Here is a 15,213-nt window from a genome sequence, read left to right on the forward strand (position 1 = left end):
ATACTTTAGATACTGTAGTTGGAACATTTAGTTCAGAAGGTGTTTTTGTTTATTCAGGTAGGAATTTGAAATACTTCTAGATAAGTATTTAGTCTTAAATAGTACTTATGTTCTGGGATTTCTATTAGACAAAGTCTTTTATCTGAGACATTATTACCAAATCAAGGTCTAATTATTTGGTCACAAACTTCTCTTCTGATTTTTATTGTTGTATCTCTCCAGGAATTCCAAGTAAACCAACCACCTTCTTCTTCACATTTTTCATTCAATAGAGCTGTTGTTTGGACATCGTCCATTTTTAATAAAGTAGATTGGCTTGATGTATCAAGTTTTGGCTGTAGTCGCCAAGAACCTCCTTTATGAGCTTCCGGAACACTAAATTGACCGCTATGTTTGTAAGTAGTTTTAATTACCCGCTTTACCTTCCCATCGTTACGTATCTTTCCAATGTGATCTCTTCCACACTCTTTAAAGAATTTCGTTTTGTGATCTTCTTGTCCGGATTGACAGTCAAAACCATACTCTTCACCTAGTATTAATCCCAAAATCACAAAAGCTATTTTCTTTTCTTTTAGGCTTGTAACCTTTCCTTTCTCCGGTCAAGCAAGATGTTTTAAATAGTTAAAGCCAGTTTCTTCTACATTACCGACCAGTCTTACTATTGCTAACTTAGGATTTTGAAATATCTCTCCATAAGTCCAAGGATCATCTCTAAGTTGGTCTTCCGTTTTGTTTAACATTGTTCTGACTTTAGATAAGTCAAATTCAAGGTCAACAAGATCTTTATTTCTTTTTTGTCCAAATTGCTTTATTCATCAAGCTCGACCGCGGTAAAGACCAAAAATTTCTTCCTCAAATTCCTTGGTTCTGCTAGCCCAAAACTCTTGAAGACCATCTAAATCTTGCTGATCTAAGTATTTACCAGATTCTTGTATTGCTGGTCAATAACTGACATTTATTTTCTTGTTACGCTCCTTTACTTCTTCTATTTCCTCCAATGCTTTAGTGACTTCTCTTGGACCAAATCAACCCATAGTGTCACTAATTTTGACACCACCATATAACTCTCTGGTACCTTGAGAATGTTCAGAGCTATCAATGATTTTGTGAGGACCAGCACCATCTCACCCTTCAACAAATAGGAATTCTTGACCTACTCCTTCACTCTTTCAATGTCAAGATGCCAGTGTAGATTTATTGTTTAAGTGTTTAACTTTTTGATCTATCTTTGCATTCTTGTTTTTCGGCTCTTTCTTTAGCTTTGAATTAGCTCCAAATAAGATAGATTCTTTTTCTGACTCTAATTGAATGCCCCCCCCGAGCTGGAGTTAAAGTATCCACCTATTCCCCCACTAAGACCACTAATTGCCCCAACTTCTAGTAGAAGTTTCTTTCAGATCATATAAATAAATTATTCATCTACATTTAACAACCAGAACATTGACTTTAATTTCTTTATTGTTTTTGGTGTAGGTTTGCGAGAAAACTAATGATTAGAAATTAATTAGTATTGTTTTCTTCGGTAAATAGGATGAATTAAATCTTTATTATGTTTTGTCGATAGCAAACATTATTAAGAAAGCAACGATTAATCCATAAATAGCTACAGATTCGCAAACTGCAGCTCCTACTATAAATTGCTTAAAGATCAAAGCTTCAACTTCTGGATTTCTAGCCAGTGATTCTACAGCCTTTCCCCCGATATATCCTTGAGCTAAAGCAGCACCTAAACCAGCTAGTATTGCAACTCCCGCACCAATTCCTTTTCCAATATATTTATTCGTATCCTCAAATAACAGTAAATTAGAGCCCCCCCCAATCAGTAACCTATTAAGAAGATCTTTCAAACTCATTAATTAAATCTAATTATTTATTTGAATTCTTTGTTTCAGTAATTTCTAATAGATTTAAAAGGTTAATGGACAAAACCCGTTAATTTTATTTTTGATCTATTATTCAATAAGCTTCAATAAATTATTTGCCATGAAAGAATATTCTACGTATCTTATTTAGATAATTAATTCAGATTGCATTAGTTATTACAGAAGAATTTAAATAATCTAAATAAACAACAAACATTGTTTTCTCTAGTAGGGGGTTCAATACACAAAACCAAAACAGCTTATGGTTGTGTATTGTTGTTAGGTTCTGCTTCAGTTGCTGGAGTAGCAGTAGGAGATAGCGAAGGAAGTTGATTTAGTTCATTAGGGGGGAAAATTTCAGATGCTTTTGCAGGCGCCGGGGGGGGCAGTGGTTCCGCAGGTTCTGCTGTGGGGCAACAAAATGGTTTACAAGTTGCTTGGCAATGGGTTAGCGATACGGGCAAAAGTGTTTTTGAATGAACTATTAAACCAACTGCAGTAGCCTTTACAGAAATCCCTACAACTTATTCCAAGTGATGAAGTGGCCTAAAAACTTTCTTTGGTTCTTTGGTAGAAAAGACCATGTATACGATGTTGTTTCGAAGCTTTCATACAAAGATTAAACAGACACTTTCTTTTTTCTTGGCAGGCGGGAGCGAAAGACAAAAATTTATAGATTTGTTTAAAACAGAAAAACTATCAAATACTCTAAAAGCGGGAAAGTTTCTGTTGGGTACCGAAACAATCATGGGACTTGAAGTAGAAAAAAATGTATTTAATTTTCTTCTCTTTAACTGGCTAGAAGATCCAAAAAAAGTTACAGGTAAGTTTTCAAGATTATCTGACTATGTTAATAGAATTAGCGGAAAAAGTTGAACAAGCTTGGGTAATGGAGGGGGAGGGGGAGGTTCTGCAAGTTCATCTAGCTCAGGAGATCGAGCCTATAAATTAACTACTGAAACTGTCAAGGAATATCTAGAAAAAGAAGGGGAAGCGCAAGAAAAATTATGATTATTCCTCATGTATTTAACAGTTAAGTCAAAAATAGAAACAGGAAAGTCTACCAATTCATTATTTTCTTACTTTACTAATTTTTTAACTAGTTCGCCGCGGGGGGGTAGCTTCAGGAATTAACTTTTAGCCAATCCATTCCTTCAATTGTCATAAAACAAAAAAGTTTCAGGTTTTATTTGGATTAGCTAGAAATGAGAATATTTGAGAGCCTTAAATTGAACTTGACAACATAGGTTTATTGGGATTATCTACTTTTTCAGGATTAATTTATACCTCAGCAAGTAATGCTTTTTACAACACTATCAAGTTTCTTTAGTGGATTTGGAGCTGGAGGATAATCGGCTTTCGGACAAAGTAATTTAGCAGAAGAATATTTTTATTTATCAGCTCATTCGTCAACTTCATCAAAAAGGAAGAAAGGAAAAGAGATAAATCAAACATCTCTATCAATTCCTTCTTCGTCCTTATAAGTCTTAGGGGTTTTCTTAGGTACACTCTACTACCACCGTAAAGCTCTAAAGCTTCTTTAGTAACTACTCCAGACTTCTTTTTATCCTCATCAGGATATCAAAATTCTTCAATCACCTCCCACTCTACTAATTTATTCTTGATTCAATTACCAATTATGGTTTCACGTTTAAAAGTATTTAGTCACTTAATTCGTTTACCTCTACCCGAAAAACAAGCTTTCTCTAATCATCCACTATCAGTCACTAAATAAAACCAATCTTTCTTGGAAGGTAAGTTATCTTCTCCTTCTATGATTAACTTCACTTCATGTCAACTTTGCCTTTTTCCAGTCTTTTCGTTAATTGCTGGCTTACTGTAACAAGCATTTAATTGTGAGAAAGATAAATCTAAATCAGCATTGTCAATAATTTCTTGTGCCGCTGGAACAATTAAAGGAATAGCAATAATTCTTAAAGCTTCAGATTGTTCTAATTGTTCTAATTCCTCAAGACTGACCATTCGTTAGTAATTTTTGGTGTAAGTAATTTTAGTTTGTTCAATTATTTCCCCTTTTTTGTTGGTTTTTTCTGTAGTAACAACATTTTTATATCTTTCTAGAAAAGTCATATTTCTCGAGAATCTATCTGATCTCAACTTCTTCATACGTTTCCGATAAAGCTTTAGAGAAGAGGGTTTGTGAATTAGCTCTGCCATTTCACATTGTCTTGGTTTTATTTTTTTGTCTGCCGGAATCAAAAAACTTAAGTTAGGAGAGCCTATTATTGCTGAAAAAAGATGGTCATTTTTATAAAAACAGTAAAGTTTCCCGTGATTAAGACAATAATCTAGCAGTCTTATTTCCCCCACGCCCATCCTCTGTCATTTTGTGTGAATTTTTATAACCAATTTGTACATCGATTCCTGCAATCCAATAAAGAAGTACATTCCAAGAATTAAACAAATATTCTTAATACTTCCCTTTTTCACAAATTGGTCTATCTCTTCCAGAGAGTTGCAACCACAATATGCTACAAATATCTCAACTCTATCCGCTTTTTCCATTTCTTCTCAAAAACATTCATCAATCACCCTTTCTCCTTCTTCCGCAAACTCACTGTCAATATAAGTAACTAGAAAAGTATTGTCCTCCACAGCCAACAATTTGTTATACATTTATTAGCTACAAATGACAAAAAGGATGAATTTTTAATTTTTTTTATTACTCAGAAACCGCGATAAAAGCCCTCTGTAACAGCTAAAAAACAGTTAATCTAAACTTTCAACTCAACACTTTTGTAACTTCATAAGCTTCTGAATAATTTGTTCGTTACTTTTTTGTAACTCGAAGATAGGTTCACAGAAGTTATTGAATTTATCTATTAATTCTTTATTTTTTGGTATTTTGACTTTGAAAGCTTTAAATCTTTCCATACTAAAAGAGATTGAAGAAGTTGAGCTTGCAGTCTTCTTTTTTAATGTGACAATATTTTCCTGAACCAAAAAATAAGCAAAAGTTATAGGCAGTCTATATTGATGCCCCCCCCAACAAGTAGATTATTTGATAAAGTTCAAAAGCTTTCATTAATTGTTAAGTTATGCGAAATAATGTAGACATTTCCTGCCCTTTCTCTACCAGCACTACGAATGAAAATTAAATCTTTTGGAGTAATCAATTTACAACCCTCTTTTTTAAATCCTTCTTGCGTTAATTGCTCAGAAGTATGATTAACAAATTTGTATTCTGATATGTCTTCTACTTTTAGCCAAGGAATCCCTCCCTCTTTACAAAAATAAAGTTCTTTTAAATATTTATTGAATTTCGGCGGCTGACCCCCTCGAATGATTGTGAATAACTCACCGAAATTCTTAGTTTCATAATCCTTTAAATCATCAAACAATATATGGAAGTAAGCTTTCATCTTTCTTTCAAGTAATTCATTAATTCTTTTCTTAATTTCTATATATTTAGTTACTGTTTGATATTTATTGACAATCTCCTCTTGAACTTCCAGAGGCGGGATGGAGATGGAAATTTTTAAAAAGTCTTTCCATGCCAACTCACCTCGAATCCCTTTACCGGCAAGTCAAAGAGAATATTTATCTAGAAACTCTTGTTGGAAAAGTAAATTCAAGTAATTCTTATTTAGAGAAATATTTTTTACTCTAAAGACAAAATATGTTCCGCTAGTTAAAACCTTTTTACTCCCTTCATAAAGTGCTATTGGGACTTTTCTATCTCTATCTACGTGAATTCCATTCATAATAAAATTTCCACTTTCCACTCACTGCATTAGTTCATAATTTGGAGTTTTTCCAGTTAATGAAACCTGTTTTATTTGTTTTTTGATATCAACTCCAATAATGGTTGTAACAATTGATTCTTTATTTTTAGTTCTCACTTTCTCTACACATTCACAAAGAGGAAGAGTAATGTATCTCCCGCTATATATTTCAAGCTAATTTTCTAAAATTTAGATTTATAAATTAAAATCCATTAGATTTTTTGCAGTGGATCTACTTCTAGAAACCAAAAAACATTTTTATAGCCTACAAGGGGATGAAGCTAAAAGTCAACTTTTTAAAACACTTAAATCTGGAGATGTCATCTTGGTTCAAGAAAAGATCATAGATGACAAGAAGAAAGAGAGAATTCAAAAGTTTGAAGGAATACTAATAAGAAAAAGAGGTTCTTTATTAGGAGAAAATATTCTACTAAGAGAAAAACTAAAGAATCATTGAGTTGAAAAAGCTTTCTTTATTCATTCTCCATTAATTCATAAGATAGAAAGAGTAAGAGAAGGAAGATCTAGAAGAGCTTATCTTTCTTATCTAAGAAATCCTGAATCTCTTCCAATTAAACTAAAAAGATTAAAGGCTAAGTCAACTAATCAAGCTAAGAAATAATGCCAATTATAAAGGTAAAAGATAGTGAAATTGAACAAGCTCTAATAGAGTTCAAAAAGCTTTCAGTTGAAGTTAAGAGAACAGCTATGAGATATCTTTTTCACTTAAGACCTGCTCTTCAAAAGAAAGAAAAGAAGAAAAGAGCTGATATGAGAAGAAAGTTCTACTAATATTTATTAGTAGTTAAACAATGAAAGTAGTTGAATATGTTATTCAAGATGAAGTTGGATTGCACGCAAGACCTGCTTCTAAACTAGTTCAATCTCTTTCTAAATTTCAATCTTCTATATTTATTGAATTTGAAGGGAAGAAAGCCAATGCTAAATCTATTATTAACCTTATGTCTTTAGGAGTTACTGGAAAGTCTAAGGTTCTATTTCATATAGAAGGAGCTGACGAAGAAGAACTATCTAACTCTTTAGTTGGAATACTATCTGAACACGGAATCTAAACTAACTGTAACAAGTAGGAACCTTCAGAAGTCTTTAGTAGCCTAGTATATCCCCCTTTTCTACTCTTATATTTCTTAGCTAACTCTTCAAATAGTTTCTTTACTAGCTCTTCTCTAGTGAACTTAGAAGTTCTCAGTACTATAGAGTAAGCTTTTCTCTTAGTAATTAAGTTATCTTCTTTTGCAAGAGTTATTAGTTTTTCAAAATATCTTTGAGTTGATCTAGCACAACTTAATTTAGTAGTAATCTGACCATAAGAAATTAAGTCAGAACATTGTTGTCTAGTGATCATCTTTCTTCTAGCTGAGTCAAATCCTTTTTTGTGTATGTAAGACATTATCTAACAGCTAACTTAATTAATGAGTACTCTTGGTTAAGTTTATTAAATCTCTTAGGTTCCAAATCTCTCATACTAAAGGATTTTGATATCTTGGCTTTAAGAAGAGGGATAGCTGGATATAACAACATAGCTCCAAATATCAATAACTTAAATATTGAGATAATCAATTTTCCATTTCCATAAAACAATCCAACTACATTATTTAGTAAGAAGTAAATAATGGCTATAAGGATACTAATAGAAGTTAGATAGTTTGCTTTAAGCTCTCTTCTAGAGTTTCAAAGAACCATTCCCAAAATACCAAAGATAATTAGAGAGTTCAACTCTGCCAATATATCATTAATCTCTCAGAGTAATTCATTCCCTCCTTTTGCCCAATATATTAGTTGAGAGATGGTAGCCATTATTAAGGCCACTCCTGCTATTTGTCTTAAAAAATAAAACCAAACTGATAGCTTAGTCTCTAAGCTGTATTTCCTATTACCTACCTTAAAAAATCTATCTCTTATCCCACCTAAATCTCTGAAGTTGTACTTATAGTGCAATTGAATTACTTGATTTAGACCACACATACAAGCCACATTTAAGCTAGATAAGAAAGTTAAGAATATAAGAATTATCAATACATCTTTGAAATTCTTATCTTCCACTAACTTCTTAAATTTCAAAAAATCACCTGTATTTCCCTCGCCCAACAAGGTAATACTTATGACTAAGAAATAAATCAAAGTAATTGCTATAAAAGAGAGTGAAACTATCTTTCTAAAAGAAGTCTTCTTTGCTGTTTTTTCCTTAAGAGCTAGCACAGAGTAAAACCCATCATACATAAAGAAGATAGAAGGCAGTCCTGAAAGCAAAATAGTTCAACCTCCTAAACTATTAAGTCCTGTTAGTTGAGTTGTGGATTGTTCAGTCTTCTCATCACTTTCATTAACAAAATAAGAGTGAATTCCAAACCCCAGTGTGTAAAGTATTGCCAAAAATATAGAAAAAGAAAGACATTTCTGTAACAACACAGCCCCCTTAAAAGAAAAGACATTCAAGCTAATAACTAAAAAACTAATTACTATTGCACAAATTGAGGCCTCTCAAACTCAAAGAAAGTGTTGACCATTAATTCACTTAATTAGATAGATAGAAGTAGTGAGTATTCCTAGTGGGTGTAATAACTTAGTAGTAAACTCTAATGCTCAACTCTTAAAGTTAGAACCACAATATTCCTCAACTCACTCTATAAATCCTCTACTGCTGCTAGTTTTCTTATCTACTAGTCTTGTAAAGGCTCAACACATAGAGATAATTAAGCCTGCAGAGATACAAAAGAGAACTAAGATAGGTCAAAAGTTTTGATTAGAAAGCTCTATTAAAGTCTTTGACTTCAAGAAAATTCCCACTCCCAACATGGAACAAATAGAGATAATGAATAGCTTTCTGCTATTCAACTCTTTAGGAGCAGAGGAGTTAAAAGAAAAAGACTTAATCACTAGTATTGACCTAATATAAAGTTCTTGAATTCTTTAGTTTGTGGAGAGGTAAACATCTTTGGAGTAGGACCATACTCAATTATTCTCCCCCCTTTTAAAAAGATTGTGTAATCGGCTATGTGTTTTACTTGCGATAGAGAGTGAGAGACTATTATGACTGTGATCTTGTGTGCAATTTTCAAAATTAATTTCTCAATTTTAGAAGCGGAAGAAGGATCTAAGGCACTAGTTGGTTCATCCATTAATAAAAGTTCAGGATCTAAGATTAGAGCTCTCGCGAAACAGAGCTTTTGCGCTTGCCCCACAGATAAAGTCCCAATGGGACAACTATCTAATCTATCTTTAAGCTCTTCTCAGAGATCACATTCAATCAATATCTTCTTCAACTTAAGCTCTAGCAATTTAGAGTCATAGAGCCCTCTAGCCTTAAGAGCAAATAAGATATTCTCTCTAATAGTTAGAGGGAATAAAACAGGTAATTGACTAATTAAACCTATTTTCTTTTTCAATAGCTCTATAGGAAAAGAGTTAGAGAATATTTCTGTTCCCCTGTAAACTATCTGACCCTCTCAACTATACTGAGAGCTATTCTCTTTCTCTAATATTCCCTTAGAGATTGAGTTAAGTAAAAGAGATTTTCCAGCCCCGGAAGGCCCAACTATTCCCCATACCTTATTCCTAGAAAAGGTTAGGTTGATATTATGAAGTGCTTTCTTTTTCTCCCCATCCCTATTTAAGAAAAGTGAAAAATCCTTTATATATAAAAACTCTGATTCTTCTTCAGAGCTAAATAGTTTGTAAGAGGGAATATGAGTTCTCTTTCAACTAAATCTCACAAAACTACAAAGTATTTAATCGGATCAGAAAAGAAGCTCTATTCTTAGAGTTGACATTCCAATAGTAGTTAAATCTACTTTTTCTAGAAACTTTTCTAATAGACTTAATAACTTTCTTGATTCTCTTTGTTCAAAAGGTAGTTAGTAAAGAGTAAACAAAGATTGAAAACACAAATATAAAGAAGATAGTTTCATAAACTATCGCCTTTATCTCTGTCACTTTGTATTTATAAAGAGAAGCAAAGAACTTAGTTGTAAGAGTTTGTCCCGGACCTCAAAGAGTAAATCTAGGGTTAGGGGAGGCTCCCATAGTAATAAAGAGTAGTCCACTCTCCCCATTTAACTTAGTAGTTAAGTTAGATAGAAAGGATTTAATTTTTGCCCCTCCATCTCTTAGTACTAAGTAAATGAGATTAAAGCTTTGTAGTCCCAGATAAGACAAGGTTTTACTGTATTGCTTAGAGTAAGTCTCAAATAAATTAGAGAATCTATTAAAGAGAAAAGGAAAGCTCAAGAGAGTAAAAGAAAGTAATCCAGCAAATACAGAAACCTTTCCAACCCCTAACTTAAGGTAGTGAATAAAGAATAAAGAGCTAAAGATAGCTCAAAGCATAGGAGGAGCTGTTCCTATTCCAGAGATAACAGAAAGAAAGAAGCTCTTTAGTCTTCTTTTCTTCTTTAAGTAAATATTCACGAAGAAAGCAGATAGAAAACTAATTGGCAGAGCTCAAACTACTGAAAAGAATAGTAAGAGTGCAGTATTTCAAGTAGGCACTACTAGACCCCCTAGGCTATAAGTCTCTCTAGAGCCTTTTATTAGGTTGTAGAAGGTAAAGTACATACCTCTTAGTAAGACCACCCCCAAAATAGCTATAAAAAAAGAGAGTACTAAAAAAACTCCTAGTTTTTCTCTGTAACTCCTCAGCACTCTCGCCCTCTCTCTCCATCTCAACAATTTCTTACTATAAATCTCACTTCCAGAGTATCTAGAGAGATAAACAAAAGAGTTAGAGTATCTGAATCTCTCAAAAGAGCTTTTCAATTTCCACACTGATCTCTCTAACTCTTGACTCAACTTACTTCTTTTGTAATTAATCTCTGTAGCTTTCTTTTTTAGAAATCAATTAAGAAGTATTGAAAGAAGTAATAAAGCAGAGCCAAATACATACATACTTTCTCTACTTTTTTTCCCTCCCCCCTCAGAGAAATAAAAGGAAGAAATAAGACTAGAGATAGTATGACTTCTAGTATTAAAGAAATTACTTCAAGAGCTAAAAGGCTTGTCATATCTATCACTAGATAAGAACCAACTAAGAGCTACACTTTCTCCAAGAGCCTTAACTAGGGAAGTTGCTCAAGTTAAATAGATCACTCTCTTAGAACACTTAAGATAGATCTTTTCCCTGTGTTTATCGTCTAGTGCTAAACTCAGCAGTGCCGAGTTCATTCCCTTTATCTCTCTTGAGTTAAACCAATCTAAATAGCTTAAGCAGGTGATAGGAAAGAGTAAAGAGAAAAAACAAATAGCTATTCAGATAAGGGAATAACTAGAGTAATAACCAAATGCCTTAATTATTTGAGGCATAATCGCCTCAAAGAGAACAAAAGAGATTACAAAAGAAGGAAGTATAGAGATCACTCTTAGTAAGCCACTAAATAGTTTTTGAATTCTTACTTTGAGCTTTAAGAGACTCTTTGCAATCTTTAGAGCTATTTTGTTAGTTCCTCAAACTGAACCTACTACTAGTATTAGGGTGTAGATGAGAGGGGCATAAATAGAGACTTCTGGAGCTCCTTTAGTAGTTGCTCAACTCCAAAAGAACTTTTTAGGACCATGTTCAATTATTGAACAAATAGCTTTATAGAAAATAAATCCAAGAAATAAAGAAAGAGAGCCAAATAAAAAAGTGAAGGAAATGACACTAAAAGATTTGAGCATTACATTTCTCCCCCTCTCAGAGGAGAAGGCCAGTCTAACCTGCCTAATTAGAACACTTAGTTGTTAGATAACTAAGAATATGTGATAACCCAGTAGCAAAATGAATAAAGCAGAGCAAACCACCATAGGATAGAAAGATCACTCTCCAACAGCAAAAGAATGATTAATTCCTCAAACCAATAAGAAAGCATAGCTTACTAGTAACAGGAATAAATTAATTACTCATTTTGCCAAAGGAGAGGTAAACATTCAAAACAGTCCTCAATTCAAACCTCTAGATGGCCTGTAGTATTGAGTGTTAATAGTTAGCTTAGAAACCTTTGATTTGGAAAGTAATAAGTCTGCTCAAGCTTTTGTAGACTTCAGAAGTAACTTATCTCACCATTTCTTTAAGAATCTGTGATAGCTAAATCAAAGAGTTGTAACTCCCGCACAAGCAACAGTTACAAAGAAAGTCCAACTAAATCCTTTGAAGTTAGACAAAGCTTGCTTATAAATCAAACCGTCAAAGGAGTTGAAATAAGACCAAGCAACTAGAAAGGTGTTAGTAATCAACATCAATGCAAAGCTAACTGCACTTTTTCTCTTACTCAAGACCGCATAAACTCCTCTTCCAATACCTTTTAGGGGTTTCAGAATAACTGTTGCAATAGCCAATTGAGTGACATAAGAGATATGGTTAAGAATATGAATATCAGTTCAGAATCTTCTAATTGCTTTAACTGCTCTACCAGTTCTGGTATTTATATTCCCTATAGTCTCTATTTGGTTTCACTCCTTCACTCTCTTAGAAGCTCAAATCTCATTAAATTTCTCATTGTTATTTCTCATAGAGAGTCAATAGAGATACAAAGTAAATAGCCCTCCTGTTAGTATCGAGCTAACTAAAAGGAAAATATTTCTTAGTCAAGTCTTTCTTAGGAAGTTAGTTTGTAACTCTGAAGAGAGTGCTACATCCTTAAAGGTATTTCCTAAACAGTGATTTAAGTTAGTAATACTGTCAAATTCATACTTCTCTCTAACTAACTCAGTTAGATATTGTTCAAATCTAGCACCTTCTATTACATGCTTAGATAAAGCACTATCTAAGAATCTATATCTAGGATTTCTACTTTTTTTATATATGAAGTAAAAGAGTATTAACCCTCCAGTAAAGAAACAAGAGATAGCAATAGAGTAAAGATGAAGAAATCTTAGATAGGGATCTCTATTTTTCTTCTCAACTATCTCTTGGTGTTTGCTGAAAGGCATAGAAGAAAGAGAATAAGAGATTATCTTTTCTGCTCAAGGCTCTAATTCTTTAGCTTTGCTTTCTTCGTAATTCTTTTCATCATCCTTAATCTTTTGGAAATATCTCTTAGCCTCTGCAACCTCTTTTTTCCTAGAATTCAGAGAGCTTAATTCCTTAATAGAAGAAAGAGTATCTCTTTTTCTTACTAGTGAAAAGAGTTTTGAAAATCCAAGAGTACCAACAAATAGAGCTATATTTTTCAGTTGTTTAGTTCAGAAGAAAGAACAATTTATATCTTTTTTGTCATTTGAGAAAGAGAGAAAGTTTGCGGAATTACTTAGTCAATCAGCCCTAAGCTCTCACTCTCTTTCATCTAGTTGTTTGATTACTTCTTTTTTTCTTTGATCAAAAGTCTTTGTCTTAAATCCCAAAAGTTCTCAGAGAGAAAGGTACATTATCTAGTGACCATTACTCTGTAAAAAATTCAAACTTCCATATATTATTCCTACTCCAAGAGCAAAAAAGATTAAAGTCCCTACTGCATCTAATATAGTAGTTAATGCCGGAGTAGTCATAGAAGCAGGATCTTTAAAGAATTTATGAGCAATAAAGGGAATAAAAACTCCCATTAATTTAGAAAGAATAATAACTATAAATAAGGCCAAAGAAGAGACTCCTGCACCTACATAACCCATTTCTTTGGCGTTGTAAGTTTTTTGTTGTCCATTGAAAAACAAAGGCAAACTTCTCAATTGTCCCGAGAGAGGCACAACTGAAGTTAAGGAATTAGCTTGAGTGGCACTATTAATGTTTTTCGTAGAGATCGGAAAAATAGCAAAATAAGCCAATAATCTTAAAAAGTTAATTACTGAAACTATTCCTCCAACCATTACTGAAACCTTTAACTCCTTTTTTGTTACAGACCATAAGTCTTTTGCACTTATTTCATTGCTTGCAAAGGATTGAATAATAGAGGTTGCAGTCTGACTCCCTGAATTCCCACACATATCTGTTATTAATGGGATTAAAGGGACTAACATAGCAGAAGAGAGGCCGGTAGTGAGATCTTTCCCGAGAGCCTCAAACTTATCTATTATGAGTGTAGTTAAGGTTGTTGCAAACAACAAAACGATTAATCAAAACAATCTAGATCTAACCACTTCTCAAGCAGTAGATTTGATATATGAGTGTTGTAGATTCACAATCCCATAGAATCTATAAACATCTTCTACACTCTCATCTACTATCTCTGGAAGAATATCTTTACTAGTAACTACTCCTAATATTTGACTCCTCTCATTCAGAACAGCCAAAGAAGTAAAGGGATATTTTTGAAATAAGTCAATCGCTTCCCCTATTTGCTCATTAGCAGAGATAGAAAGGTAGTCTTTATCTACTATCTCTCCTACTGATAAAGAGTTTTGAGTGGAGAAAAAGAGATTTTGAACATTTACTAAACCAACAACTTCTTGTTTCAGATTGACTACAAAGAGCTCTTCTCCAATCTCTACCTTATTTCTTTTTTTCTTTATGTAACTAAGAGCCTGAGATATCTTAAAGTTTTCTGGCAAGGTCAGTATAGAAGTGTTCATAATACTACCTACTTGGGAGTGGGAGAAGCTACTTATGATATTTAGCTCTTTTCTCTGTTGCGGAGAAGAAAGATAAATAATCTTCTTAGATAAATTACTGTCTACTATTGAGAGAATCTCTGCCACTTTGTCTGGTTGAAGTTGAGCTAATAACTTAGAGAGTAAAGCTGGTCTAATAGAGTTGAGAATACTTAGTCTATTAGATTCAGAGAAAGAAAAGAAAAAGTCTTCCAGTCTTTCTTCATTAAGGGTTAGAAAGATTATGTTTACTAGTTCGTAGTTAGAAAGTTTCTCTAAAGCTTTAACTAAGGTAGGAATAGAATGAGCTCTTGCATGCTCTTTAATTGAGGCATAGTTTTTTAGTTCAAAAGCTTTAGATAATCTTGTTGAAAGACGATCAGAGTATCTATCGTACTCTAGGTTGTTTTTGTTTCTGAATAACACCTGTCCAAGGTAGTGAAGAAAGTACTATAGACCCCTTTATCCCCAAATTGAGATTTAACTTATTCTATATAGTAATTAAGAACCTTAGTCAGTGTCTGAATTATTGATTCCAACTCATGTTTATTTAGTTCTTGAAATTTACCTCCCTCAGAACATAAGATCTTCCCACTAGACTCAGAAACTAGTAAGGCTACTGCATCTGTTTGAGAGGTTATCCCCAGTGCAGCTCTGTGTCTAGAGCCATACTCATTGGGAATATTTTTGTGAGAAAAAATAGGAAAGTAAGAAGAAACAGATTTAATTTCCAGTCCTCTAATAATGACTCCTCCGTCATGCATAGAAGATTCCTTATTCTGGAAGATGTTGTAGAGAAACTCTGCAAAAAACTTAGTCTCTATAACATATCCAGTATTTATATATTTCTGTAAGTTTTGAAATTTCTCTATGACTATTAAGGCCCCTACATGTTTCTTCGAGAACTTAAATAAAGCTGAACTTAAAGCGAATACAAAGGCTTTGAATTCAGAGGCAGTAATCTCTTTTCTCCTAAAAAACTTTCAGATATATTTCTTGAACCAAAACTTCTTAAAAGAGACATAACCGAAGAATAAGAGAAAGCTAGATAGAGAGATTAAACAAGAGGCAATGTTCCACCCTCCTGACAT

General features: G+C 33.2%; 18 protein-coding genes. 5 read left to right on the plus strand and 13 right to left on the minus strand.

Annotated elements, in window-relative coordinates:
• Positions 1-5 precede the first annotated feature (5 nt).
• Complete coding sequence (locus WEN_RS02040) at positions 6-1,034, minus strand: hypothetical protein (protein WP_014849898.1); 1,029 nt, start codon at positions 1,032-1,034, stop codon at positions 6-8.
• Position 1,035: 1 nt separating this feature from the next.
• Between WEN_RS02040 and WEN_RS03865 the strand changes: the two genes are divergently transcribed.
• Positions 1,036-1,332 carry a hypothetical protein gene (locus WEN_RS03865; protein WP_238530687.1) on the plus strand — a complete coding sequence of 99 codons (297 nt, stop codon included), beginning with the start codon at positions 1,036-1,038 and terminating at the stop codon, positions 1,330-1,332.
• 215 nt (positions 1,333-1,547) lie between these two features.
• On the opposite strand, the gene atpE is transcribed toward WEN_RS03865, so the two are convergent.
• Positions 1,548-1,853 carry an ATP synthase F0 subunit C gene (atpE, locus tag WEN_RS02045; protein ID WP_014849899.1) on the minus strand — a complete coding sequence of 102 codons (306 nt, stop codon included), beginning with the start codon at positions 1,851-1,853 and terminating at the stop codon, positions 1,548-1,550.
• Positions 1,854-2,078: 225 nt separating this feature from the next.
• Here atpE and WEN_RS02050 point away from each other — a divergent pair, with 225 nt between their 5' ends.
• Positions 2,079-2,996, plus strand: a complete 918-nt coding sequence (locus WEN_RS02050) for a hypothetical protein (protein WP_014849900.1) — start codon at positions 2,079-2,081, stop codon at positions 2,994-2,996.
• A gap of 192 nt (positions 2,997-3,188) precedes the next feature.
• Here WEN_RS02050 and WEN_RS02055 read toward each other — a convergent pair whose 3' ends face one another.
• The 4 genes from WEN_RS02055 to WEN_RS02070 all read right to left on the minus strand — a co-directional run bounded on the left by WEN_RS02055 (position 3,189) and on the right by WEN_RS02070 (position 5,725).
• The gene (locus tag WEN_RS02055; RefSeq protein WP_043911355.1) at positions 3,189-3,845 is read right to left on the minus strand and encodes a phospholipase D-like domain-containing protein; all 657 of its coding nucleotides are present in this window, start codon (positions 3,843-3,845) and stop codon (positions 3,189-3,191) included.
• Positions 3,846-3,848: 3 nt separating this feature from the next.
• The gene (locus tag WEN_RS02060) at positions 3,849-4,499 is read right to left on the minus strand and encodes a restriction endonuclease PLD domain-containing protein (RefSeq protein WP_043911357.1); all 651 of its coding nucleotides are present in this window, start codon (positions 4,497-4,499) and stop codon (positions 3,849-3,851) included.
• 93 nt (positions 4,500-4,592) lie between these two features.
• Positions 4,593-4,757, minus strand: a complete 165-nt coding sequence (locus WEN_RS03795) for a restriction endonuclease subunit S domain-containing protein (RefSeq protein WP_238530688.1) — start codon at positions 4,755-4,757, stop codon at positions 4,593-4,595.
• A gap of 83 nt (positions 4,758-4,840) precedes the next feature.
• A complete protein-coding gene (locus WEN_RS02070; RefSeq protein WP_014849902.1) occupies positions 4,841-5,725 on the minus strand; it encodes a restriction endonuclease subunit S in 885 nt (294 codons plus the stop codon).
• Between the two features lie 109 nt (positions 5,726-5,834).
• Between WEN_RS02070 and WEN_RS02075 the strand changes: the two genes are divergently transcribed.
• From WEN_RS02075 to WEN_RS02085, 3 genes are read left to right on the plus strand one after another with little or no spacing between them, the layout of a single operon-like run.
• Positions 5,835-6,230 (plus strand): 50S ribosomal protein L19, encoded by a 396-nt coding sequence (locus WEN_RS02075; protein ID WP_014849903.1) that lies wholly within the window; start codon positions 5,835-5,837, stop codon positions 6,228-6,230.
• On the plus strand, positions 6,230-6,400 hold the full coding sequence (locus tag WEN_RS02080) for a hypothetical protein (RefSeq protein WP_014849904.1): 171 nt from the start codon (positions 6,230-6,232) through the stop codon (positions 6,398-6,400). The genes WEN_RS02075 and WEN_RS02080 overlap by 1 nt, the downstream gene beginning before the upstream one ends.
• A 20-nt stretch (positions 6,401-6,420) precedes the next feature.
• The gene (locus WEN_RS02085) at positions 6,421-6,681 is read left to right on the plus strand and encodes an HPr family phosphocarrier protein (protein WP_014849905.1); all 261 of its coding nucleotides are present in this window, start codon (positions 6,421-6,423) and stop codon (positions 6,679-6,681) included.
• On the opposite strand, the gene rplQ is transcribed toward WEN_RS02085, so the two are convergent.
• The 7 genes from rplQ to cdaM form a co-directional block, all read right to left on the minus strand.
• Positions 6,678-7,019 (minus strand): 50S ribosomal protein L17, encoded by a 342-nt coding sequence (rplQ, locus tag WEN_RS02090; protein ID WP_014849906.1) that lies wholly within the window; start codon positions 7,017-7,019, stop codon positions 6,678-6,680. The two genes, WEN_RS02085 and rplQ, sit on opposite strands and share 4 nt — an antisense overlap.
• Positions 7,019-8,506 (minus strand): amino acid permease, encoded by a 1,488-nt coding sequence (locus tag WEN_RS02095; protein ID WP_014849907.1) that lies wholly within the window; start codon positions 8,504-8,506, stop codon positions 7,019-7,021. The genes rplQ and WEN_RS02095 overlap by 1 nt, the downstream gene beginning before the upstream one ends.
• The gene (locus WEN_RS02100) at positions 8,506-9,342 is read right to left on the minus strand and encodes a phosphate ABC transporter ATP-binding protein (RefSeq protein ID WP_014849908.1); all 837 of its coding nucleotides are present in this window, start codon (positions 9,340-9,342) and stop codon (positions 8,506-8,508) included. Before WEN_RS02100 ends, WEN_RS02095 begins: the two co-directional genes overlap by 1 nt.
• Positions 9,343-9,346: 4 nt before the next feature.
• Positions 9,347-11,281, minus strand: a complete 1,935-nt coding sequence (locus WEN_RS02105) for an ABC transporter permease (RefSeq protein ID WP_014849909.1) — start codon at positions 11,279-11,281, stop codon at positions 9,347-9,349.
• A 63-nt stretch (positions 11,282-11,344) separates the two neighbouring features.
• Entirely contained in the window at positions 11,345-12,967 is a 1,623-nt protein-coding gene (locus WEN_RS02110; protein WP_014849910.1) for a hypothetical protein, read from the minus strand.
• 3 nt (positions 12,968-12,970) lie between these two features.
• Positions 12,971-14,548, minus strand: a complete 1,578-nt coding sequence (locus WEN_RS02115; RefSeq protein ID WP_014849911.1) for a magnesium transporter — start codon at positions 14,546-14,548, stop codon at positions 12,971-12,973.
• Positions 14,549-14,607: 59 nt separating this feature from the next.
• On the minus strand, positions 14,608-15,213 hold the full coding sequence (gene cdaM / locus WEN_RS02120; RefSeq protein ID WP_014849912.1) for a diadenylate cyclase CdaM: 606 nt from the start codon (positions 15,211-15,213) through the stop codon (positions 14,608-14,610).

Origin of the sequence: Mycoplasma wenyonii str. Massachusetts, from assembly GCF_000277795.1 — a bacterium.
Taxonomy (GTDB): domain Bacteria; phylum Bacillota_I; class Bacilli_A; order Mycoplasmatales; family Mycoplasmoidaceae; genus Eperythrozoon_A; species Eperythrozoon_A wenyonii.